The organism is Streptomyces sp. NPDC003077, assembly GCF_040611095.1.
Classification (GTDB): Bacteria; Actinomycetota; Actinomycetes; order Streptomycetales; family Streptomycetaceae; genus Streptomyces.
The window spans coordinates 39,842-62,707 of sequence record NZ_JBEXNM010000008.1 but is presented as its reverse complement, the minus strand read 5'-3'; the positions used below and the strand labels follow the sequence as shown (position 1 = coordinate 62,707).

Sequence of the window (22,866 nt, the reverse complement as noted above, 5' to 3'; positions counted from 1 at the left end):
GGTCCGTACGCACGTATGCCCACTCGTTGGACATATCGGCATACCTCTGACACCCCCGGAGAAACCGGATGAAGCGTCATCTCATCTCGGCCGCCGACCTCACCCGCGACGACGCCGTCCTGATCCTCGACACCGCCGAGGAGATGGCCCGGGTCGCGGACCGGCCGATCAAGAAACTGCCCACCCTGCGCGGACGCACCGTCGTCAACCTCTTCTTCGAGGACTCCACGCGCACCCGCATCTCCTTCGAGGCCGCCGCCAAGCGGCTCTCGGCGGACGTCATCAACTTCTCCGCCAAGGGGTCGTCCGTCTCCAAGGGCGAGTCCCTCAAGGACACCGCGCTGACCCTGGAGGCGATGGGCGCGGACGCGGTCGTCATCCGGCACCACGACTCCGGCGCCCCGCACCGGCTGGCGACCTCGGGCTGGATCGGCGGCTCGGTCGTCAACGCCGGTGACGGCACCCACGAGCACCCCACGCAGGCGCTGCTGGACGCCTTCACCATGCGCCGCCACCTGGCGGGCGGCGCCGGCCACGACCTGTCCGGCCGCCGCATCACGATCGTCGGCGACATCCTGCACAGCCGGGTCGCCCGGTCCAACGTCCACCTGCTGACCACGCTCGGTGCCCAGGTGACGCTGGTGGCGCCGCCGACGCTGGTGCCCATCGGCGTGGAGAGCTGGCCGTGCGAGGTCGCCTACGACCTGGACTCGGTGATCGCCAAGTCCGACGCCGTGATGATGCTGCGCGTGCAGCGCGAGCGCATGAACGCGGCCTTCTTCCCTACGGAGCGTGAGTACGCCCGCCGGTACGGCCTGGACGGCGACCGGATGGCGCGGATGCCCGAGCACGCGATCGTCATGCACCCCGGGCCGATGAACCGCGGCATGGAGATCACCGCCGAGGTCGCCGACTCGCCGCGCTGCACCGCCGTCGAGCAGGTCACCAACGGCGTCAGCATCCGCATGGCCGTCCTGTACCTGCTGCTGGGCGGCAACGAGCCCGCCGTCACCACCTCCACCGACACCCCCACCGCCCGCACCGAGGAGAGCAACCCGTCATGAGCAAGACCCTGATCCGCGGCGCGAAGATCCTGGGCGGCGAGCCGCAGGACGTCCTGATCGACGGCGAGCGCGTCGCCGAGGTGGGCACCGGACTGAGCGCCGAGGGCGCGCACGTCGTCGAGGCCGAGGGCAAGATCCTGCTGCCCGGCCTGGTCGACCTGCACACCCACCTGCGCGAGCCGGGCCGCGAGGACTCCGAGACCGTCCTGACCGGCACCAAGGCCGCGGCCGTCGGCGGCTACACCGCCGTGCACGCGATGGCCAACACCTTCCCGGTGGCGGACACCGCCGGCGTGGTCGAGCAGGTCTGGCGGCTGGGCAAGGAGTCCGGCTACTGCGACGTGCAGCCGGTCGGCGCGGTCACCGTCGGGCTGGAGGGCAAGAAGCTCGCCGAGCTGGGCGCCATGCACGACTCGGCGGCCGGGGTGCGGGTCTTCTCCGACGACGGCAAGTGCGTGGACGACGCGGTGATCATGCGGCGCGCCCTGGAGTACGTCAAAGCCTTCGACGGCGTGATCGCCCAGCACGCCCAAGAGCCGCGGCTGACCGAGGGCGCCCAGATGAACGAGGGCGTGGTCTCCGCCGAGCTCGGGCTGGGCGGCTGGCCGGCCGTCGCCGAGGAGTCGATCATCGCCCGGGACGTGCTGCTGGCCGCGCACGTCGGCTCGCGGGTGCACATCTGCCACCTGTCCACCGCGGGCTCTGTGGAGATCGTGCGCTGGGCCAAGTCCAAGGGCTGGAACGTCACCGCCGAGGTCACCCCGCACCACCTCCTCCTGACCGACGAGCTGGTCCGCTCCTACAACCCCGTCTACAAGGTCAACCCGCCGCTGCGCACCGAGGCCGACGTCCTGGCGCTGCGCGAGGCGCTGGCCGACGGCACCATCGACTGCGTGGCCACCGACCACGCCCCGCACCCGCACGAGGACAAGGACTGCGAGTGGGGCGCGGCGGCCATGGGCATGGTCGGCCTGGAGACGGCGCTGTCCGTCGTCCAGCACACGATGGTCGACAGCGGGCTGCTGGACTGGGCCGGCGTCGCCGACCGGATGTCCTTCCGCCCCGCCGCCATCGGCCGCCTGGAGGGCCACGGCCGCCCCGTCGCGCCGGGTGAGCCCGCCAACCTGACCCTGGTCGACTCCGCTTACCGTGGAGTCGTGGACCCCGCGGGCTTCGCCTCCCGCAGCCGCAACACCCCCTACGAGGGCCGCGAACTGCCGGGGCGCGTCACCCACACCTTCCTGCGGGGCCGGGCGACGGTCGTGGACGGGAACCTCACGTGACATCTGAACTGCTGTACCTGGCCGCCGAGCGGAAATCCGCCGAGGTCACCGACTGGGCCGCGCGCATCGGCTGGGTCGTCGGACTCCTGCTGGTCATCGCGCTCGTCTACTGGCTGATGCGCGAGGGCTGGAAGTGGCGCGGCACCCTCCAGGGCGACCTGCCCGAGCTGCCCGCCGCGCCGGACGACCCCGGCCCGGCGCGCCGCACCCTCGCCGGCCGCTACCACGGCTCCACCACCGCCGGGCAGTGGCTGGACCGGATCGTGGCCCAGGGCCTGGGCACCCGCAGCCGCGCCGAGCTGACCCTCACCGACGCGGGCCTGAAGGTCGTACGGCCCGGCGCCCGGGACTTCTTCGTCCCGGCCGGCCGGATCCGCGACGCCCGGCTGGACAAGGGCATCGCCGGCAAGGTCCTGCCCGAGGGCGGCCTGCTGATTCTCACCTGGGAGCACGGCGACCGGCTGATCGACTCCGGTTTCCGCTCCGACCGGGCGGACGAGCACGCCGACTGGGTGCGGGACCTCAAGGCGCTGGCCGACGGCCCCGTCCTGGCCCGTACGGGCTCGGCGACCACCCCGCACACCTCAAGCACCTCAAGCACCTCAAGCACCGAAACGGAAGGCGCACGATGACGACCTCCACCAGGGGGACCGCGAAGGTTCCCGCCGTACTCGTCCTGGAGGACGGCCGCACCTTCCGCGGCCGTGCCTACGGGGCCGTGGGGGAGACCTTCGGCGAGGCGGTGTTCTCCACCGGCATGACCGGCTACCAGGAGACCCTGACCGACCCCTCCTACCACCGCCAGGTGGTCGTCATGACCGCCCCGCACGTCGGCAACACCGGCGTCAACGACGAGGACCCCGAGTCCCGGCGCATCTGGGTCGCCGGGTACGTCGTGCGCGACCCCGCCCGCCGCCCGTCCAACTGGCGCTCCACGCGCTCGCTGGACGAGGAGCTGGCCGCCCAGGGCGTCGTCGGCATCAGCGGCATCGACACCCGCGCCCTCACCCGCCACCTGCGCGAACGCGGCGCGATGCGGGTCGGCATCTTCTCCGGCGACGCGGTCGCGGACGAGGCCGCGCTGCTGGCCAGGGTCCAGGCCGCCCCGGCGATGACCGGCGCCGACCTGTCCGAGGAGGTGGCGACGAAGGAGGCGTACGTCGTCCCCGCCCTCGGCGAGAAGAAGTTCACCGTCGCCGCCGTGGACCTGGGCATCAAGGGCATGACCCCGCACCGCATGGCCGAGCGCGGCATAGAGGTGCACGTCCTGCCCGCCACCGCCACCCTGGAGGACGTCTACGCGGTCCGGCCGGACGGCGTGTTCTTCTCCAACGGCCCCGGCGACCCGGCCACCGCCGACCACCCGGTCTCCGTCATGCGCGGCGTCCTGGAGCGGGGCACCCCCCTGTTCGGGATTTGCTTCGGCAACCAGATCCTGGGCCGGGCGCTGGGCTTCGGCACGTACAAGCTCAAGTACGGCCACCGCGGCATCAACCAGCCGGTGCAGGACCGCGCCACCGGCAAGGTCGAGGTCACCGCGCACAACCACGGCTTCGCCGTGGACGCGCCGCTCGACCAGGTCTCCGAGACGCCCTACGGGCGCGCCGAGGTCTCCCACGTCTGCCTGAACGACAACGTGGTGGAGGGCCTGAACCTCCTGGACCGCCCCGCCTTCAGCGTCCAGTACCACCCCGAGGCGGCGGCCGGTCCGCACGACGCCGCTTACCTGTTCGATCGCTTTGTCGAGCTCATGCGAGACAACAACCAGCACAGCGTTTCCCTGATGGAGGGCCAGCGTGCCTAAGCGCACCGATATCCAGTCCGTCCTGGTCATCGGCTCCGGCCCGATCGTCATCGGCCAGGCCGCCGAGTTCGACTACTCCGGCACCCAGGCGTGCCGGATTCTGAAGGCCGAGGGCCTGCGGGTCATCCTGGTCAACTCCAACCCGGCCACGATCATGACCGACCCGGAGATCGCCGACGCCACCTACGTCGAGCCGATCACCCCCGAGTTCGTCGAGAAGATCATCGCCAAGGAGCGCCCGGACGCCCTGCTGCCCACCCTGGGCGGCCAGACCGCGCTGAACACCGCGATCTCCCTGCACGAGGCGGGAACCCTGGACGCGTACGGCGTCGAGCTGATCGGCGCGAACGTCGAGGCGATCCACAAGGGCGAGGACCGCGACCGCTTCAAGGAGGTCGTCGAGGCGGTCCGCGCCAAGATCGGCCACGGCGAGTCCGCCCGCTCGGTGATCTGCCACTCCATGGACGACGTCCTGGCGGGCGTCGAGGAGCTCGGCGGTTACCCGGTCGTGGTCCGCCCCTCCTTCACCATGGGCGGCGCCGGCTCCGGCTTCGCGCACGACGAGGACGAGCTGCGCCGCATCGCGGGCCAGGGCCTGACGCTCTCGCCGACCACCGAGGTGCTCCTGGAGGAGTCCATCCTCGGATGGAAGGAGTACGAGCTGGAGCTGATGCGCGACAAGAACGACAACGTCGTGGTCGTCTGCTCCATCGAGAACTTCGACCCGATGGGCGTGCACACCGGCGACTCGATCACCGTCGCCCCGGCGATGACGCTGACCGACCGCGAGTACCAGATCCTGCGCGACGTCGGCATCGCGATCATCCGCGAGGTCGGTGTGGACACCGGCGGCTGCAACATCCAGTTCGCGGTCAACCCGGTCGACGGCCGCGTGATCGTCATCGAGATGAACCCGCGCGTCTCCCGTTCCTCCGCGCTGGCCTCCAAGGCCACCGGCTTCCCGATCGCGAAGATCGCGGCCCGGCTCGCGGTGGGCTACACGCTGGACGAGATCCCGAACGACATCACCGAGAAGACCCCGGCCTCCTTCGAACCGACCCTCGACTACGTCGTCGTCAAGGTCCCCCGCTTCGCCTTCGAGAAGTTCCCGGCCGCCGACGCCACCCTCACCACCACCATGAAGTCGGTGGGCGAGGCGATGGCCATCGGCCGCAACTTCACCGAGGCGCTGAACAAGGCGCTGCGCTCTCTGGAGAAGAAGGGCAGCCAGTTCGCCTTCACCGGCGAGCCGGGCGAGAAGGCCGCGCTGCTGGAGCGGGCCCAGGTGCCCACCGACGGCCGGATCAACACGGTCATGCAGGCCATCCGCGCCGGCGCCACGCCCGAGGAGGTCTTCGACGCGACGAAGATCGACCCCTGGTTCGTCGACCAGCTCTTCCTGATCAAGGAGATCGCCGACGAGATCGCCGCGGCCGGCACCCTCGGCCCCGACATCCTCGGTGAGGCCAAGCGCCACGGCTTCTCCGACGCCCAGATCGCCGACATCCGCGGCATGAGCGAGGATGTCGTCCGCGAGGTCCGGCAGGCCCTCGGCGTGCGCCCGGTCTACAAGACGGTCGACACCTGCGCCGCCGAGTTCGCCGCGAAGACCCCGTACTTCTACTCGTCCTACGACGAGGAGAGCGAGGTCGCGCCGCGCGAGAAGCCCGCCGTGATCATCCTGGGCTCCGGCCCGAACCGCATCGGCCAGGGCATCGAGTTCGACTACTCCTGCGTCCACGCCTCCTTCGCGCTCTCCGACGCGGGCTACGAGACCGTCATGGTCAACTGCAACCCGGAGACCGTCTCCACCGACTACGACACCTCCGACCGGCTCTACTTCGAGCCGCTCACCCTGGAGGACGTCCTGGAGATCGTGCACGCCGAGCAGCAGGCCGGCCCGGTCGCCGGCGTCGTCGTCCAGCTCGGCGGCCAGACGCCGCTGGGCCTGGCGCAGGCGCTCAAGGACAACGGCGTGCCCATCGTCGGCACCTCCCCGGAGGCCATCGACCTGGCCGAGGAGCGCGGCGCCTTCGGGCGGGTGCTCACCGAGGCCGGGCTGCCCGCCCCCAAGTACGGCACCGCCTTCTCCTTCGACGAGGCCAAGGAGATCGCCGCAGAGATCGGCTACCCGGTCATGGTCCGCCCCTCCTACGTCCTGGGCGGGCGCGGCATGGAGATCGTCTACGACGAGCCCTCGCTCGGCGAGTACCTCACCCGGCACGCGGGCCTGATCGACCAGCACCCGGTCCTGATCGACCGCTTCCTGGACGACGCCATCGAGATCGACGTGGACGCCCTGTACGACGGCACCGAGCTCTACCTCGGCGGCGTCATGGAGCACATCGAGGAGGCCGGCATCCACTCCGGCGACTCGGCGTGCGCGCTGCCCCCCATCACCCTGGGCGGCTACGACATCAAGCGGCTGCGCGCCTCCACCGAGGCCATCGCCAAGGGCGTGGGCGTGCGCGGACTGATCAACATCCAGTTCGCCATGGCCGGGGACATCCTCTACGTCCTGGAGGCCAACCCGCGCGCCTCCCGCACCGTCCCCTTCACCTCCAAGGCGACCGCGGTGCCGCTGGCCAAGGCCGCCGCCCGCATCTCGCTCGGCGCCACCATCGCCGAGCTGCGCGCCGAGGGGATGCTGCCGAAGTCCGGTGACGGCGGCACGCTGCCGCTGGACGCGCCGATCTCCGTCAAGGAGGCCGTCCTGCCCTGGTCGCGCTTCCGCGACGCCTCCGGGCGCGGCGTGGACACGGTCCTCGGCCCCGAGATGCGCTCCACCGGCGAGGTCATGGGCATCGACTCGGTCTTCGGCACGGCGTACGCCAAGTCGCAGGCCGGCGCGTACGGGGCGCTGCCCACCAAGGGCCGCGCGTTCGTCTCCGTCGCCAACCGGGACAAGCGCTCGATGATCTTCCCGGCCCGCGAGCTGGTCGCCCACGGCTTCGAGCTGCTGGCCACCTCCGGCACCGCCGAGGTGCTGCGCCGCAACGGCATCAAGGCCACCGTCGTGCGCAAGCACAGCGAGGGCGAGGGCCCCAACGGCGAGAAGACGATCGTCCAGATGATCCACGACGGCGACGTTGACCTGATCGTCAACACCCCGTACGGCACCGGCGGCCGGCTGGACGGCTACGAGATCCGCACCGCCGCGGTCGCCCGTTCGGTGCCGTGCTTGACCACGGTGCAGGCGCTGGCCGCCGCCGTGCAGGGCATCGAGGCGGTCTCGCGCGGCGAGGTGAGCGTGCGTTCCCTCCAGGAACACGCCGAGCACCTCACCGCCGCCCGCGCGGAGTGACACCAGGAGGGGGACACCGGCCGGTGTCCCCCTCCTCATGAGCCCCTCGTCGCACGCCCTGCCCGGAAGGCTTTCGCCACCCCCATGTACGCACTCTTCTTCCGTCTCGTCTTCCGGCGCATGGACCCGGAGAAGGCCCACCACCTGGCCTTCCGCTGGATCCGCCGCGCCGCCCGGATCCCGGTCCTGCGCACGTTCATCGCCGCCGTCCTCGCCCCGCGCCACAAGGAGCTGCGGGTGGAGGCGCTGGGCCGCCGGATGCACGGCCCCTTCGGGCTCGCCGCCGGGTTCGACAAGAACGCCGTGGCCATCGACGGCATGGCGATGCTCGGCTTCGACCACGTCGAGATCGGCACCGTCACCGCCCAGCCGCAGCCCGGCAACCCCAGGAAGCGCCTGTTCCGCCTCGTGCCGGACCGCGCGCTGATCAACCGGATGGGCTTCAACAACGAGGGCTCCGCGGCCGTGGCGGCCCGCCTGGCGGCCCGCACGCCCGTCTTCCGGACCACGCTCGGCGTCAACATCGGCAAGACCAAGGTCGTCCCCGAGTCCGAGGCCGTCGCCGACTACGTCACCTCCACCGAGCGGCTGGCCCGCCACGCCGACTACCTGGTCGTCAACGTCTCGTCCCCGAACACGCCAGGACTTCGCAACCTCCAGGCCGTGGACCACCTGCGCCCGCTGCTCACGGCGGTCCGCGAGGCCGCCGACCGCACCGTCCCCGAGCGCCGGGTGCCGCTGCTCGTGAAGATCGCGCCCGACCTGGCGGACGAGGACGTGGACGCCGTCGCCGACCTGGCCGTGGAACTGGGCCTGGACGGCATCATCGCCACCAACACCACCATCGCCCGCGAGGGCCTGGGCCTGACCTCCCCGGCCGCCCTGGTCGCCGAGACCGGCGGCCTCTCCGGCGCGCCCCTCAAGGAGCGCTCCCTTGAGGTGCTGCGCCGCCTGTACGCCCGTGTGGGGGACCGGATCACCCTGATCGGCGTCGGGGGCGTGGAGAGCGCCGAGGACGTCTGGCAGCGCATCCTGGCCGGCGCCACCCTCGTCCAGGGCTACAGCGCCTTCATCTACCAGGGCCCCTTCTGGTGCCGCGCCCTGCACAAGGGGCTGGCCGCCCGCCTGCGCAACAGCCCGTACGCCACGCTGGCCGAGGCCGTCGGCGCCGAGCACCGCACGGCCGGACGAGGGAAGGCCGCCGCGTGAGCGCCGCCGACCGCACGACCCCCGGCTCCGTGACGTCCGCAAAGGAATCCCGCATGACCACCCCCACCCCCTTCGGCGCCCGGCTGCGCCGCGCCATGGACGAGCGCGGCCCGCTGTGCGTCGGCATCGACCCGCACGCGTCCCTCCTGGCCGACTGGGGCCTGGCCGACGACATCGCGGGCCTGGAGCGCTTCGCATACACCACCGTGGAGGCGCTGGCCGACCGGGTGGCCGTCTTCAAGCCACAATCCGCCTTCTTCGAGCGGTTCGGCTCGCGCGGCGTCGCCGTCCTGGAACAGACCGTCGCCCGGGCCCGCGAGGGCGGCGCGCTGGTCGTCATGGACGCCAAGCGCGGCGACATCGGCTCCACCATGGCCGCGTACGCCGCCACCTATCTGGACCCGGCCTCCCCGCTGTTCTCGGACGCCCTGACGGTCAGCCCCTTCCTCGGCTACGGCTCGCTGCGCCCGGCCGTGGACCTGGCCAGGGAGAACGGCTGCGGCCTGTTCGTTTTGGCCCTGACCTCCAACGCGGAGGGCCAGGAGGTCCAGCACGCCGTGCGGGCCGACGGCTCCACCGTCGCCGCCACCATGCTCGGCCACCTCAAGGCCGAGAACGCCGGCGCCGAGCCCCTGGGCTCGTTCGGCGCGGTGGTCGGCGCCACGCTGGGCGACCTGTCCTCGTACGACCTGGCGGGCGTCAACGGGCCGCTGCTGGCCCCCGGCATCGGGGCGCAGGGCGCGACCCCCGCGGACCTGCCGGGCGTCTTCGGTGCGGCGGTGCGCAATGTGGTGCCCAGCGTCAGCCGGGGTGTGCTGCGTCACGGTCCGGACGCCGACGGGCTGCGCGCGGCGGCGGCCCGATTCGCCGAGGACGTCGCGGCGGCCCTCGATCAAGCGGTGGTTTAGTCCCGAATTGTCCTGGTCGGCTGAGTCTGACCAGGACTTTTCGTCTGTTCTCGCTGACTAGCAGCCGTGTGCCCGCTAGTCTCCCGTCGAGAGCACCGCACGTAAGCGCGTTGCTCGTTGCCCCGTCCATGCGGGGCGACTAGGTTCCACACCGGTCCGTATCCGACAGTTCGACATCCGAGGTGACGTAGGCGTGGCTCTTCCGCCCCTTACCCCTGAACAGCGCGCAGCCGCGCTCGAGAAGGCCGCCGCGGCTCGCCGGGAGCGCGCCGAGGTCAAGAATCGGCTCAAGCACTCCGGCGCCACCCTCCAAGAGGTCATCAAGCAGGGCCAGGAGAACGACGTCATCGGCAAGATGAAGGTCTCCGCCCTCCTGGAGTCCCTGCCCGGCGTGGGCAAGGTCCGCGCCAAGCAGCTCATGGAGAAGCTGGGGATCTCCGAGAGCCGCCGCGTCCGGGGCCTTGGCTCCAACCAGATCGCCGCTTTGGAGCGTGAGTTCCGCGGTTCGGCTTCCTGACATCCCCGGTCCGCCCGGGGAGATTTCCGGGCACTCCAGGGAAGCTGGAATAATCGCTGCATGAGTGATCGTCCGCGGCTGACCGTGCTCTCCGGCCCCTCAGGGGTCGGCAAGAGCACGGTCGTCGCCCATATGCGCAAGGTTCATCCCGAGGTCTGGCTCTCGGTCTCGGCCACCACCCGCAAGCCCCGCCCCGGCGAGCAGCACGGCGTCCAGTACTTCTTCGTCGACGACGAGGAGTTCGACAAGCTGATCGCCAACGGGGAACTGCTGGAGTGGGCCGAGTTCGCGGGAAACCGCTACGGCACCCCCCGCAAGGCGGTGCTGGATCACCTGGAGGCCGGGGTTCCCGTCCTCCTGGAGATCGACCTCCAGGGCGCCCGGCAGGTGCGCGCCTCCATGGAGGAGGCGCGGCTGGTCTTCCTGGCCCCGCCGAGCTGGGAGGAGCTGGTCCGCCGGCTCACCGGCCGCGGCACGGAGGCCCCGGAGGTCATCGAACGCCGGCTGGCCGCGGCCAAGGTCGAGCTGGCCGCCGAGGCCGAGTTCGACGAGACGCTGGTCAACACCTCCGTCGAGGGCGTCAGCCGTGAGCTGCTAGCCTTGATGCACGTTCTTTGATCGTTTCTCCACTCTTGACCCCCTTCGGAAGGCAGAGCGTGTCCTCTTCCATCACCGCGCCCGAGGGCATCATCAACCCGCCGATTGATGAGCTTCTTGAGGCCACGGACTCCAAGTACAGCCTCGTTATCTACGCCGCGAAGCGTGCGCGCCAGATCAACGCGTACTACTCGCAGCTCGGCGAGGGCCTGCTGGAGTACGTCGGCCCCCTCGTGGACACGCACGTCCACGAGAAGCCGCTGTCCATCGCGCTCCGCGAGATCAACGCCGGTCTGCTGACCTCCGAGGCCGTCGAGGGCCCGGCGCAGTAAGCGTCTTCACGCCCGTCGGGGGTGCCGTCCGTACGGCACCGTGGACCCGGCGCACCGTTCGTTCACCAAGGGCCCGGCCCGGCAGCGTCGCTGTCGGGCCCTTGGTGTGTCATGGGAGCCGGTGGTGTGTCATGGGAGTGGCGCACCACGGCATGGGGAGAGGCAACACGATGGACAAGCCCAGGATCGTCCTCGGGGTCAGCGGCGGGATCGCCGCCTACAAGGCGTGCGAGCTGCTGCGGCGGCTCACCGAGTCGGGGCACGACGTACGGGTCGTGCCGACCGCGGCGACGCTGAACTTCGTCGGCCGCGCCACCTGGGAGGCGCTGTCCGGGAACCCGGCGGGCACCGAGGTCTGGGAGACCGTCCACGAGGTGCCGCACGTGCGCATCGGCCAGGCCGCCGACCTCGTCGTCGTCGCGCCCGCCACCGCCGACCTGCTCGCCAAGGCCGCCCACGGCCTCGCCGACGACCTGCTGACCAACACGCTGCTCACCGCCCGCTGCCCGGTCGTCTTCGCGCCCGCGATGCACACCGAGATGTGGGAGAACCCGGCCACCCGCGAGAACGTCGCCACGCTGCGCCGCCGCGGCGCGATCGTCATCGAACCCGCCGTCGGGCGGCTGACCGGGGTGGACACCGGCAAGGGCCGGTTCCCCGACCCCGTCGAGATCTTCGAACTGTGCCGACGGGTGCTCGCCCGCGGCGCCGAGGCGGCCACGGCCGACCTGGCGGGCCGCCACGTCGTGGTCAGCGCCGGCGGCACCCGCGAGCCGCTGGACCCCGTCCGCTACCTGGGCAACCGCTCCTCCGGCAAGCAGGGCTACGCGCTCGCCCGCACGGCCGCCGCCCGGGGCGCCCGCGTCACCCTGGTGGCGGGCCACACCGAGCTGCCGGACCCGGCCGGTGTGGACGTCGTCCGCGCCGGGACCGCCGTCGAACTGCGCGACGCCGTGCTGAAGGCCGCCGCCGACGCCGACGCGGTCGTGATGGCCGCCGCCGTCGCCGACTTCCGGCCCGCCCACTACGCCACCGGGAAGATCAAGAAGCGGGACGGCCGGGAGCCGGAGCCGGTCGCGCTCGTCCGCAACCCCGACATCCTCGCCGAGCTCTCCGCCGACCGGCCGCGCCCCGGACAGGTCGTGGTCGGCTTCGCCGCCGAGACCGACGACGTCCTCGCCAACGGCCGCGCCAAGCTCGCCCGCAAGGGCTGTGACCTCCTCGTCGTCAACGAGGTGGGGGAGCACAAGACGTTCGGCTCCGCGGAGAACGAAGCGGTGATCCTGGCCGCCGATGGCACGGAGACCCCCGTGCCTTACGGACCGAAGGAAGTGCTCGCCGACACGGTGTGGGACCTGGTGCTGACCCGGATGGACCGGACGGACGCGGCGAAGTAATCCCCTGGGGGCGTGTCCCATCGCCCCGATCGGGCGTGTGAGGTATGTCACGTTGATCTCGGCGGGCGGGTGAGGCGAGTGCCGTCACCCGCGCGACGTCCCCGGTAGGCGCGAGTCGCCCGGCGAAGCGCCCGTCCCGCCCGCCCTCCGCGCCTTTCGCCGCTGTCGTGGGCGTCTTCGGGTACCTGTCATGGCCCGTGCCGGGAGCGGCGGAACGCCCCCTTCCGGGCGGGCGGGGTGAAGAGTGCCCTCCCGTTGGTGTGGTGTCCCAGGTCACGCATGGTCATGAAAACGAGACTCTGTGCCCGAACACGACGCACGACCGATAAACTGGCTCCGGATCGTGTCGAGCGCAGCTCTCGTACCTTTCCGCACAATGATCAGCCAGCAGCCGCTGCAACCCCAGGGAGCGATGTGTCCCGCCGCCTGTTCACCTCGGAGTCCGTGACCGAGGGCCACCCCGACAAGATCGCCGACCAGATCAGCGACACCATCCTCGACGCGCTCCTGAAGGAGGACCCGACCTCCCGGGTCGCCGTGGAGACGCTCATCACCACCGGCCTGGTGCACGTGGCCGGCGAGGTGACGACGAAGGCGTACGCCGACATCCCCACCCTCGTCCGCAACAAGATCCTGGAGATCGGCTACGACTCGTCGAAGAAGGGCTTCGACGGCGCCTCCTGCGGCGTCTCGGTCTCGATCGGCGCGCAGTCCCCGGACATCGCCCAGGGTGTCGACACCGCCTACGAGCAGCGGGTCGAGGGTGACGAGGACGAACTGGACAAGCAGGGCGCGGGCGACCAGGGCCTGATGTTCGGCTACGCCACGGACGAGACCCCCGAGCTGATGCCGCTGCCCATCCACCTGGCGCACCGGCTCTCCCGCCGCCTGTCCGAGGTCCGCAAGAACGGGACCATCCCCTACCTGCGCCCGGACGGCAAGACCCAGGTCACCATCGAGTACGACGGCAACAAGGCGGTCCGCCTGGACACCGTCGTCGTCTCCTCGCAGCACGCCAGCGACATCGACCTCGACTCGCTGCTGGCCCCGGACATCCGGGAGTTCGTGGTCGAGCACGTGCTGGGCCAGCTCGTCGAGGACGGCATCAAGCTGGACACCGAGGGCTACCGCCTCCTGGTCAACCCGACTGGCCGCTTCGAGATCGGCGGCCCGATGGGCGACGCCGGCCTGACCGGCCGCAAGATCATCATCGACACCTACGGCGGCATGGCCCGCCACGGCGGCGGCGCCTTCTCCGGCAAGGACCCCTCCAAGGTCGACCGCTCGGCCGCCTACGCCATGCGCTGGGTCGCCAAGAACGTCGTCGCGGCCGGTCTCGCCTCCCGCTGCGAGGTCCAGGTGGCCTACGCCATCGGCAAGGCCGAGCCCGTCGGCCTCTTCGTCGAGACCTTCGGCACCCACACGGTCGACACCGACAAGATCGAGGCCGCCATCGCCGAGGTCTTCGACCTCCGCCCCGCCGCGATCATCCGCGACCTCCACCTGCTCCGCCCGATCTACGCCCAGACCGCGGCGTACGGCCACTTCGGCCGCGAGCTGGACGACTTCACGTGGGAGCGCACGGACCGCGTGGACGCGCTGCGGAAGGCGGCGGGGCTGTAAGGGCTCTCGTTTTCCGGTCCGGTTTTCCCGGGCCATGTGACGCGTGACTTCGCCCCCGGACCGCTTGTGCGGTCCGGGGGCGAAGCATTGGAAGGCTGTCGCGGTGGGCAGGTGCCGGCTCGGCCGTATGAAGAACGCTGCCGCTATGCCGCTTCCGAAGGTCCGGGGAACCCGTGGTCTTCTTCGGAGGAGTCGGAGAACGGCCGGCCCTCATCGTCCTCTCGCTCCTCACCGGCAGGCGGCGCGGGCGCGTCGAACCGTGCCCTGACGCCCTCGGCCTCTTCCACTCTGCCGACGGACGTCAGGGCGTCTGCTATGCCGCGTGCCATCACGGCGCTCTCCGGATCGTCCGCAGCGAATCCGGCGGTACGGATCAGGTTTCCGACGTGTTCCGTGAACGAATCCTCGTGGTCCGGCTGCCAGGGCGGGGCGGGGGACGGCCCGCCCTCCTCGTACAGCGACTCCCTCGGGTGAGCGCCGGGTGCCAGATGGCGGAACGGCTCGGCGACGTCCGCGTTGTTGGCGGCGGCGGAAAGCTGGGCGAGTACGCCGATGTTGTCCACGGCGCCCTTGACCTGGTTGTCGTTCTTCGCGAGCCACCACACCACCGCGCTTCCGGTGTCCTTGAGGACGTCCCCTCCGAGATAGGCGCGCTTGTTGAGTTCGTACTTCCGCTCGTGTTCCCAGACGTCTTCGTCCTTGCGGACGGCGGAGAGTTTCGCCAGCCGAGTGGCGTCTCCTTCCGACAAGGTGACGGTGACCTGATCGGCCATGGCCAGGAGCCGGCCCGTCGAGTCCAGGAGCATCGATCCCAGCTCGCCGCCGAGCCGGTGCTGCACCAGGTCGCTCCGGCCGGGGTCCCAGGTGGCCGTGATCTCGCGGGCCCGTTCGAGTACGGCGTGGACCGCGAGGGCCCCGGGGTCGATGTGGGTGGTCGAGCCCGGCGGTACCTCGATAGGGGCCCAGCGGACCACGGCGGAGAAGGAGAAGTCGTAGTCCGGAACGGCGCTGGGCAGCGTCACACCGGTCACCCTGCGTTCCAGACGGACCGGGGGCGGGATGGGCAGGTCCTCTTCAGGAGGAAGGTAGGGAGCTCGGGGCTGCCTGCCTCGCGCGAGAACTTTGGCGGTCAGCAGTGAAACCGTCAGCCAGGCCGCGGCCAATAGCGGCCATTTCCACACCGGCCAGTCGACGAGCAGGCCGAGTATGGCGAAAAGCAATCCGAAGATGACGGCCAGAAATGCCGTCATGGTCCTGTGGCCAGAACTCATGTCGTTTCGACTCCGGGGCTCAGGCGGTGAAGGGAGAGGCGGCCAGCCCTTGGGGGGAGCGGATCCTCTCCCAAAGGCCGTCGGCGACAGGCAGGCGGACGTGACGCCGACCTGCGTCGGCATGCGCCCAGTCACGGGCGATGACGTAAAGGCGGCTGAGCACGCCGCTGTTTCCGGCGCCTGCCGCCACCAGGATGTCCAGGAGGTGCGCGGCGTGCGGGCTCTCCTCGCACGCGCGGAGCCAGGCTTCCACGGAATCGCGCCACTGGTCGTGCGGCCGTTCGGTCAGCACGCCGTGCCAGCCGGAGGCCAGGAGGCGCGGAACCTGTTCGTCGGCGAGGAGCGGTGCGGAGGCTTCTTCCGGGCGGGTGAGGTGGGTCGGTTCGGCCAGTTCGAGGAAGAGGTCGAGATCCGCGGTTCGGTGCCGGGAGCTCGATCCCTGTGTGACGCGGTCCAGCATGCGCTCGAAGATTCGGCGGTCGGCGCGTGCGAGGCCGATCAGGGCGGGGCGCGCCACGAAAACGTGCTCGCGTCGGGCCAGATGGTGCAAGCGGACCATGGCCTGGTCGGGGTAGTGGGCGGCCAGACTGTCGACGCAGATGTGGACGAGGACCCGTGTCAGCTGTTCGGTGAGGTCCGGCCGCAGTGACCAGTCGTAGATCCTGCGCCGGAACTCCCTACCGTAGTGCGGGTGCCCGACTCCCGCGCCGAGGACGGCTGCGGCCTGGCGCGAATACGAGGTTCTGGGATCGGTCCATTCCTCGACGAGCCAGAACAGATCCTCGGCCGGGCCCGTACGCAGGACCAGTTCGGTGAACCGGTCGGCCAGTCGGTCCCGGTCCTCCTGGTCCAGCATCGCCAAGGGCATGATGTTCGCGACCCATGCGCGCAGGGCGGGACGCAGCCCCGGGAAGGCGGTCCAGAAGTGGGTGCGGACCGCCGGGTCGTAACCCAGCCCGTCGAAGCTCACCCGGTCGGCGGCGTCGGTGCGGACGCCGATTTCGGTGAACCGTTCGACGAGGTCGGCCCGCTCCAGTACGGGAACGTCCTCGGGAGGATGGTCCGTGGCCTCCAGCAACGACGCCGATGCATGGAAGACGGCGTCCGAACGCGCGCCGCACAGCATGGCCGAGGCCAGGAGCAGGGCACGCTGGGAGCCGGATGGCAAGCCGGCCACACGGTCGGATATCTCCGCCCCGCGCTGGGTCAGACTGGCCAGCGCCTCGGTCAGCCAGTGCGGGAAGTCGGTGGCGGCGCCCTGCTCCTCCCGGATCATGCGCACCCGTTCGGCCAGTTTCGCGATCCGCCGCATGGGTTCGGCCGCCAGGAACCGCGTCAGCTCGGGGCCCAGCACGTCGTGTTCGCCGGGCCGGATGTCCATGGCTCGCAGGTGCTGGCGGAACACCTGGAACGCGTCAGGGCGACTGATCTTCGTGGTGAAGTGGCCCAGTTCCGGGCGATGGAGGTGATCCCGCCCGGACGGCAGCAGGACGACAAGGTGGGCGCTGCGCGTTTGTACGGCGACGCGGAGGGAGGAGAACTCCTCCTGCGTCCTGACCAGCCGTTCCTCGTCGTACGCGGTGAGATCCAGCAGCAGCCGGCCGTGCTCCGCGATGTCCCCCGAATCGATGGTGCCCTGCTTGTCCTCGTCGTCCCAGCGGTCGGGCAGTTCGTGGACGTCGCCGGGTTCGTGGCGGAGTTCGTGCAGCAGCATCAGTGCCGTGCTCCGTGTGCCGCTGCCGGGATCGCCGACGAGGACGACCGTGCGGGTGGTACGGAGCCGTTCGCGGGCCTCTCCCATGCCCGTCGGTTCCACGAAACGTTGACCGAGCCGTACGAGCTCGTCCCGGGGGATGGCCCGCGGGTCGGCCGTCCGGCCGCTCGCGCGACCTCCGGTCACCCACTGGAAGTTGTACTGGTCCCCACTACCGCTGTGCATGTGGCCCTCTGCGGAGCCGACGAATGTGCTCGTCCAGTCGGTCATCACTCATCGTCCTCGGGCGGGCGACGGGTACCGAACCACTGTCCGTTGTCTCCGTGGCTGTCTCCCTCCGTGTTGGAGGAGTTGCCGGAGAAATTCTGCTGACGACCGCTGCCCGTGTGCCAATTTCCGCGGGCGTCGTTGATGTAGGTCCCCAGATCGCCGGTGACGTTTCCGATTCCGCCGCTTTGGCGATTGGTGTAATCGTGGGCCTGTATGGCCGTGCCGTGCTGGTCGCTGATGGAATTCCGTGAGTCGCCGGATGTGCCGGGCGTCGGCTCGTCGGCGCGTCCCCGGTCCAGATCGGCGAGTCGGGGAACCAGCTCCGCGAGGACGTCGCCGAGATCGGCCAGGTTCGCTTTGCTCGCGCGGGTGTCGAGGCGTCGGTACTGGCGGTCCGCCAGACCTGCCAGCGGCGCGGGCAGCAGGGCCGGGGAAAGGCGGGGCGTTTCCCGGCCGACGAGGACCGGTATGACCCGGATGCCGCAGGAGAATGCCTCCAGGATTTCGCGACGGGTCCAGTCGTCCGTCCTGTCCAGCGCCCGGCGGCCCCGCTTGTCACGGATCTCCAGCCACCGGGGGCCGATCACGACGAGGACGACGGAACTGCGCCGGAGGTTGGCGAGCAGTTCGGACGGGAATGCGTCCCCTGCTTTGATGGACGAACTCGCCAGGAAAACCTGCTCCTCACCGAAACGCCGGGACAACTCGTGCGCTATGAGGACCGCGCCTTCTTCGCTGTCGCCGGTGCGGTAATTGATGAAGATATCGGGCATGCCGGAACTGCCTCTCTTTCGGGATCGCGGTTCATCGGCGCGAGCGCGCCGGAGACGGAAGTGGTGACGACGCGCGGTGTCAGATCAGCTCGGGGGCGAGCGCGCGCGCCGAAGCGTTCTTCGGGAAACGGGCCAGCGTGCGGGCCAGACGGCGCACGTCCGTGGTGATGGTCGCGGACGCCACGTGCGTCAGCGAGGCGAGCAGTGGCCGGGCCAGGGCGCAGGCATGGTCCACCTCGCCCGCGGCGGCGTGACTGAGCGCGCGCCGGATGCCGTAACGGGCCTGGGTGCGAAGGGCGTGCGGGGATATCTGGGACATTTCCCGGTCCAGTACTTCAGCCGCCTGGCGGGGCCGTCCCAGGTCGTGCAGGCACCATCCGGTAATCATGGCGACGGGATCGGTGAGGTGGGAGGGACCGATGACCGGTGCTGAAGCGTCCGCGGCGTCGCCGGTGAGCAGCGTCCGCGCGCGGTCGAGGCTGCGCATGCAGGCGTCGTAGTCACCCGCGAGGGCGTGCCCCTGTGCCTCGCGCTGGGCCGCGAGCCCCCGGATGCGGGCCGGAAGGCGCGACGTCTGGGCACTCTGCGCGAGCCCGACGGTCCGGGCCGCGTCGTCGCGGTAGAAGGTGATCAGCGCCCGCCTCACCAGCGCGTACGCGGCAAGGTACTCGTCACCCGCGGCGGAGGCCATGACGACGGCCCGCTCCGTCCAGCGCAGGGCCGCCCGGTCGTCCCCCGCTTCCTGGGCCATCCAGCCAGCGTACTCGGCGTACCGGGAGGCCAGGGACAGCAGGGCGCGCCCGGTACGTCCCCCTGTCCGGGAGGAGAGCTCCGTCAGGGAATCGGTGTGCGCCGTCAGGGAGGGCAGGACGAATTCGGGGCTGGTCGCCTGGCCCAGGCGGCGGAGGTGGTCGAACAAGGACCGGTGGACCCCGATCAAGGAGGAATCCTGGTCACCGGCCGTTCCCGGTCCTCCCGAAGGCCCGGATGCCGCCGGCCCGGTCGTGATCTCCGCCGCGGAACGGAGCCCGAGGCCGATGAAGGACGCGGCCCCGGCGGCACGCATCACCTGTCGTCGGTCCATCGGGCACGCCCGGCCGGGCTCGTTGCGAGGTTCTCCCATCAGCCATTCCACTCCCTCACTCGGGTCACTGTCCGCCGTCGTCCCGGCGGAAGGCCGCAGCGCGGTCGCCCCGGTCCGGGCCTCGTGCGGCCGTACCGGAACCAGCTCGCTCAGCGCGCCCCCCGCCTCCAGCGCCGCGTCGCACAGCCGCGCCAGCGTCGGGCTGGGCGACTTGAGGCCGCGCTCGACCTTGCTCAACTGGCTCTTGCTGTAGTGCACCGCCTGGGCCAGGTCCGACAGGGTCAGACCGGCGGCGAGGCGGGAGGTGCGCAGGGCTCTTCCGAAGCGGTTGGGCTGCTCGTGCATGGAGACCTCCGTCGTGGGATCGCCCTGGGGGCGCGGTGCCGAGCAGCGGCTTTCGCTGTCCGACAGACTGCGGTCCGCCAGGGGCCCGGAACAAGGCGCCCGGACGGGTTTCCCGTTTCCCCTTCGGCCGCCGCCGGGAAACGGTCCCGGGGGCCGGTTGTGGCTCCGTGCGGCGCGGGAGGGTGGTGGGCCTCCCGCCGCTGTCAGACCCCTCTGGTAGGACTGAGGCTGTGAGCAGGGAGAACGAGCGGGGGAGTGCCGGGGCGGGGGAGGCGCCGGAGCAGCTTGCGCTGATTCGGGAGGCGGTGCGGGGGACGAAGGCGGCGCGGGCCAGGCCGCGGACGTGGCGGGGGGCCGAGCTGGCGGAGACGCTGCCGGTCGCCCGGGTGCTCGTGGACAAGGGGCTGGTCCATCTGGACCGGTATTTCGACTACGCGGTGCCCGCCGCGATGGACGCCCAGGCGCGCCCCGGCGTCCGGGTGCGGGTGCGTTTCGGGGCGGGGGAGAAGGGCGGGCGGCGCGAGGGGGGGAAGCTGGTCAGCGGGTTCGTCGTGGAGCGGGTCGCGGAGAGTGAGTTCCGCGGGGTGCTGGCGCCGATCGCGCAGGTGCTGTCGGAGGAGCCGGTGCTGACGCCGGAGCTGCTGAGCCTGTGCCGCGCCGTCGCCGATCGGTACGCGGGCACGCTCGCCGACGTCGTCCAGCTCGCGGTCCCGCCCCGGCGCGCGCGGGCGGAGGCCCGGCCCTCGCCCGCCCCGCTGCCGCCCAACCCGCCGCCGGCGGCGGGGAGCTGGGAGCGCTACCCGGCGGGCCCGGGGTTCTTGGACGCCCTCGCCCGAGGGGACGCCCCGCGCGCCGTGTGGACGGCGTTGCCGGGTCCGCACTGGCCGGGTGAGCTGGCCCGGGCGGTGGCCGCCGCGCTCGCCTCCGGGCGGGGCGCGCTGGTCGTGGTGCCGGACGGCCGGGCGGCGGCGCGGGTGGACGCCGAGCTGACCGGGCTGATCGGTGAGGGGCGCCATGTACTGCTGACGGCCGATGTCGGGCCCGAGGAACGGTACCGCCGCTGGCTGGCGGTCAACCGGGGGTCCGTACGAGCGGTCGTCGGCACCCGCGCGGCGATGTTCGCCCCGGTGCGCGATCCGGGCCTGGTGGCCATCTGGGACGACGGCGACTCCAGCCACAGCGACCCGCACGCCCCTCAGCCGCACGCCCGCGAGGTGCTGCTCCAGCGGGCCGTCACCGAGCGGGCCGGGTTCCTGCTGGGCGGGCTGGGCTGCACGGTCGAGGCGGCCCAGCTCGTGGAGACGGGGTGGGCGCGGCCCCTGGTCGCCGACCGCGAGCGGGTGCGCGCGGCGGCGCCGCTGATCCGTACGGTCTCGGACGCCGACGAGGCGCGCGACGCGGCGGCGCGGGCCGCCCGGCTGCCCACCCTCGCCTGGCAGGTGGTGCGGGACGGGCTCACGCGCGGCCCGGTCCTGGTGCAGGTGCCGCGGCGCGGGTACGTGCCCCGGCTGTCCTGCGAGCGGTGCCGCGAGCCGGCGCGCTGCCGGGCCTGCTCCGGGCCGCTGGAGGCACGGGGCGGGGGCGAGCTGTGCTGCGGCTGGTGCGGGCGTGCGGAGGGCGACTGGCACTGTCCGGAGTGCGGCGGCGTACGGCTGCGCGCCCGGGTGGTCGGCGCCCGGCGTACGGCCGAGGAACTGGGCCGGGCGTTCCCGGCGGTGCCGGTGCGCACCTCGGGGCGGGATCACGTGCTCGCGTCGGTGCCGGGCACGCCGGCCCTGGTGGTCAGCACCCCGGGCGCCGAGCCGGTGGCCGAGGGCGGCTACGCCGCCGCCCTGCTGCTGGACGGCTGGGCGCTCCTCAGCCGTCCCGACCTGCGGGCGGGCGAGGAGGCGCTGCGGCGCTGGCTGGAGGCCGCGGCGCTGGTGCGCGGCCAGGAGGACGGCGGGACGGTCGCGGTGATCGCGGAACCCACGCTCCGCCCCGTGCAGGCCCTGGTGCGCTGGGACCCGGTCGGGCACGCGGTGCGGGAGCTGGCGGAGCGCGCCGAGCTGGGGTTCCCGCCGGTGTCGCGGATGGCGGCGGTGACGGGGCGCGGGGAGGACGTCATGGGGCTGATCGCGGCGGCGCGGCTGCCGGAGGGGGCGGAGATCCTGGGGCCGGTGCCGATACCGGCGGCCGAACCGGGCCGCCCCCGGCGTCCGGGCGATCCGCCACCGGGTGAGCAGTGGGAACGGGCCCTGGTGCGGGTCCGGCCCGGACAGGGCGCGGAGCTGGCGGCGTCCCTGAAGGCGGCGCGCGCGGCCCGGCTGGTGAAGCGGGAGGGCGAGGCGGTGCGGCTGCGGATCGATCCGCCGGATCTGGGATGAGGGGGCGTGGCTGCGGTTCGCCGCGTCACCGGGGCCGCGGTTCCTGCGGCCTGTGGCTCGTACGACTCCGGGGACGCGTCTCACGCGGGGCGGAGGCGACGCCCGGGACCGGCCCGACCGGCGTACCGAGCGAATGACCAAAGGCGGGGAAACGGGGCGGAGCACCGGGCGACGGCCCCCGAGCTGCTGATGGCACCAGGCCCGGAGCTGCTGATGGCAACGCCCCGGAGCTGCTGATGGGCGGCTCCGGGGCGGTGGGGAGGATGTCAGCCGTTGCGGGGGCCGGGGAAGGCGCCGGGGCGGGCCTCTTCACGGGGCTTGGCGGAGGCCTGGGCCGGCAGGCCGCGTGCGGCGGGGACGGAAGGGGCGGGGGACAGGCCCGGCGGCCGGGACAGCGCGCGCGCCGCGGGCGCCTCCGCCGTGCGGACCGCCTCCGCGGCCTCGGCGGACTGGGGGGCCGCGCGGCGCGCCCCGTAACGGCGGTGCACGGCCTGCTTGGTGACCCCGAGCGCCGAGCCCACCGCGTCCCACGAAAAGCCCAGCGAACGGTCGAAGTCGACCGCCGCCGTGACAAGCGTTTCGACGCTGTCGCGCAGTTCCTGGGCGAGCCGCACGGTCGGCGCGGGAGCGCGTCCGTAGACGACGAAGCCCGCGGACGGGCCGGTGCGCCGTGGCCGGTAGACGTTGCCGAGTTGAGCGGTCAGGGTGCGCAGGGCGTCCACCTGTCGGCGGACCCGCTCGATGTCCCGCACCAGGAGATGAAGGCTGGCGCGCGCCTGGGCGTCGTGGGTTGCGTGGTCGGCCATGAACAAGCCTCTCGAACCGGCGTTGATGGTGACAAGGAAAGTGGCAAGGAAGTGAAGGGCGGACGAAACGATGAACCAACCGGCGCGCGAGCCGCCAGGCGTTGCCGCCTTCCCGGCGTCGGTCAATGCTGCTTGACCAACGCCGCAGCGGCGGCTGTGGTCACGGTATGGGGGCGCACGACCTTCGACGCAGGGCGCG

18 protein-coding genes are annotated in these 22,866 nt (G+C 71.7%); 13 read left to right on the top strand and 5 right to left on the bottom strand.

All coding sequences use genetic code 11. The features are described 5' to 3' along the window. The first annotated feature begins 68 nt into the window (after nt 1-68). The 12 genes from ABZX96_RS08055 (at nt 69) to metK (ending at nt 14,038) form a co-directional block, all read left to right on the top strand. Nucleotides 69-1,064: an aspartate carbamoyltransferase catalytic subunit gene (locus tag ABZX96_RS08055; RefSeq protein ID WP_355539739.1), complete on the top strand. Its 996-nt coding sequence runs from the start codon at nt 69-71 to the stop codon at nt 1,062-1,064. After that, nucleotides 1,061-2,347 carry a dihydroorotase gene (locus ABZX96_RS08050; RefSeq protein ID WP_355539736.1) on the top strand — a complete coding sequence of 429 codons (1,287 nt, stop codon included), beginning with the start codon at nt 1,061-1,063 and terminating at the stop codon, nt 2,345-2,347. Before ABZX96_RS08055 ends, ABZX96_RS08050 begins: the two co-directional genes overlap by 4 nt. Continuing rightward, on the top strand, nt 2,344-2,979 hold the full coding sequence (locus tag ABZX96_RS08045) for a hypothetical protein (RefSeq protein WP_355539733.1): 636 nt from the start codon (nt 2,344-2,346) through the stop codon (nt 2,977-2,979). The genes ABZX96_RS08050 and ABZX96_RS08045 overlap by 4 nt, the downstream gene beginning before the upstream one ends. After that, complete coding sequence (carA, locus tag ABZX96_RS08040; RefSeq protein WP_355539731.1) at nt 2,976-4,151, top strand: glutamine-hydrolyzing carbamoyl-phosphate synthase small subunit; 1,176 nt, start codon at nt 2,976-2,978, stop codon at nt 4,149-4,151. The genes ABZX96_RS08045 and carA overlap by 4 nt, the downstream gene beginning before the upstream one ends. Then, a complete protein-coding gene (gene carB, locus ABZX96_RS08035) occupies nt 4,144-7,455 on the top strand; it encodes a carbamoyl-phosphate synthase large subunit (RefSeq protein WP_355539728.1) in 3,312 nt (1,103 codons plus the stop codon). Before carA ends, carB begins: the two co-directional genes overlap by 8 nt. An 84-nt stretch (nt 7,456-7,539) precedes the next feature. Continuing rightward, a complete protein-coding gene (locus ABZX96_RS08030) occupies nt 7,540-8,664 on the top strand; it encodes a quinone-dependent dihydroorotate dehydrogenase (RefSeq protein WP_355539725.1) in 1,125 nt (374 codons plus the stop codon). Nucleotides 8,665-8,717: 53 nt separating this feature from the next. Further along, entirely contained in the window at nt 8,718-9,572 is an 855-nt protein-coding gene (pyrF, locus tag ABZX96_RS08025) for an orotidine-5'-phosphate decarboxylase (RefSeq protein WP_355539722.1), read from the top strand. Nucleotides 9,573-9,765: 193 nt separating this feature from the next. Further along, nucleotides 9,766-10,089: an integration host factor, actinobacterial type gene (gene mihF, locus ABZX96_RS08020; RefSeq protein WP_355539720.1), complete on the top strand. Its 324-nt coding sequence runs from the start codon at nt 9,766-9,768 to the stop codon at nt 10,087-10,089. A gap of 60 nt (nt 10,090-10,149) precedes the next feature. Then, nucleotides 10,150-10,707 carry a guanylate kinase gene (gene gmk, locus ABZX96_RS08015; protein ID WP_355539717.1) on the top strand — a complete coding sequence of 186 codons (558 nt, stop codon included), beginning with the start codon at nt 10,150-10,152 and terminating at the stop codon, nt 10,705-10,707. Between the two features lie 38 nt (nt 10,708-10,745). Further along, nucleotides 10,746-11,018, top strand: a complete 273-nt coding sequence (gene rpoZ / locus ABZX96_RS08010; RefSeq protein ID WP_003982715.1) for a DNA-directed RNA polymerase subunit omega — start codon at nt 10,746-10,748, stop codon at nt 11,016-11,018. A gap of 170 nt (nt 11,019-11,188) precedes the next feature. Beyond that, nucleotides 11,189-12,415, top strand: coding sequence for a bifunctional phosphopantothenoylcysteine decarboxylase/phosphopantothenate--cysteine ligase CoaBC (gene coaBC / locus ABZX96_RS08005; protein WP_355539714.1), 1,227 nt, complete (start codon nt 11,189-11,191; stop codon nt 12,413-12,415). Nucleotides 12,416-12,829: 414 nt separating this feature from the next. Beyond that, nucleotides 12,830-14,038, top strand: a complete 1,209-nt coding sequence (metK, locus tag ABZX96_RS08000; RefSeq protein ID WP_355539711.1) for a methionine adenosyltransferase — start codon at nt 12,830-12,832, stop codon at nt 14,036-14,038. A 143-nt stretch (nt 14,039-14,181) separates the two neighbouring features. Here the strand turns inward: metK and ABZX96_RS07995 are convergent, their stop codons facing one another. The 4 genes from ABZX96_RS07995 to ABZX96_RS07980 all read right to left on the bottom strand — a co-directional run bounded on the left by ABZX96_RS07995 (nt 14,182) and on the right by ABZX96_RS07980 (nt 19,495). Further along, nucleotides 14,182-15,288, bottom strand: a complete 1,107-nt coding sequence (locus tag ABZX96_RS07995; protein ID WP_355539708.1) for a hypothetical protein — start codon at nt 15,286-15,288, stop codon at nt 14,182-14,184. A gap of 40 nt (nt 15,289-15,328) precedes the next feature. After that, complete coding sequence (locus ABZX96_RS07990) at nt 15,329-17,293, bottom strand: hypothetical protein (protein WP_355539705.1); 1,965 nt, start codon at nt 17,291-17,293, stop codon at nt 15,329-15,331. Continuing rightward, nucleotides 17,293-18,066: a toll/interleukin-1 receptor domain-containing protein gene (locus ABZX96_RS07985; RefSeq protein WP_355539702.1), complete on the bottom strand. Its 774-nt coding sequence runs from the start codon at nt 18,064-18,066 to the stop codon at nt 17,293-17,295. Before ABZX96_RS07985 ends, ABZX96_RS07990 begins: the two co-directional genes overlap by 1 nt. Before the next feature lie 79 nt (nt 18,067-18,145). Next, on the bottom strand, nt 18,146-19,495 hold the full coding sequence (locus ABZX96_RS07980; RefSeq protein ID WP_355539699.1) for a helix-turn-helix transcriptional regulator: 1,350 nt from the start codon (nt 19,493-19,495) through the stop codon (nt 18,146-18,148). 230 nt (nt 19,496-19,725) lie between these two features. Between ABZX96_RS07980 and ABZX96_RS07975 the strand changes: the two genes are divergently transcribed. Further along, a complete protein-coding gene (locus ABZX96_RS07975) occupies nt 19,726-21,861 on the top strand; it encodes a primosomal protein N' (protein WP_355539696.1) in 2,136 nt (711 codons plus the stop codon). A 266-nt stretch (nt 21,862-22,127) separates the two neighbouring features. On the opposite strand, the gene ABZX96_RS07970 is transcribed toward ABZX96_RS07975, so the two are convergent. Continuing rightward, complete coding sequence (locus tag ABZX96_RS07970; RefSeq protein WP_355539693.1) at nt 22,128-22,667, bottom strand: hypothetical protein; 540 nt, start codon at nt 22,665-22,667, stop codon at nt 22,128-22,130. Nucleotides 22,668-22,866 lie beyond the last annotated feature (199 nt).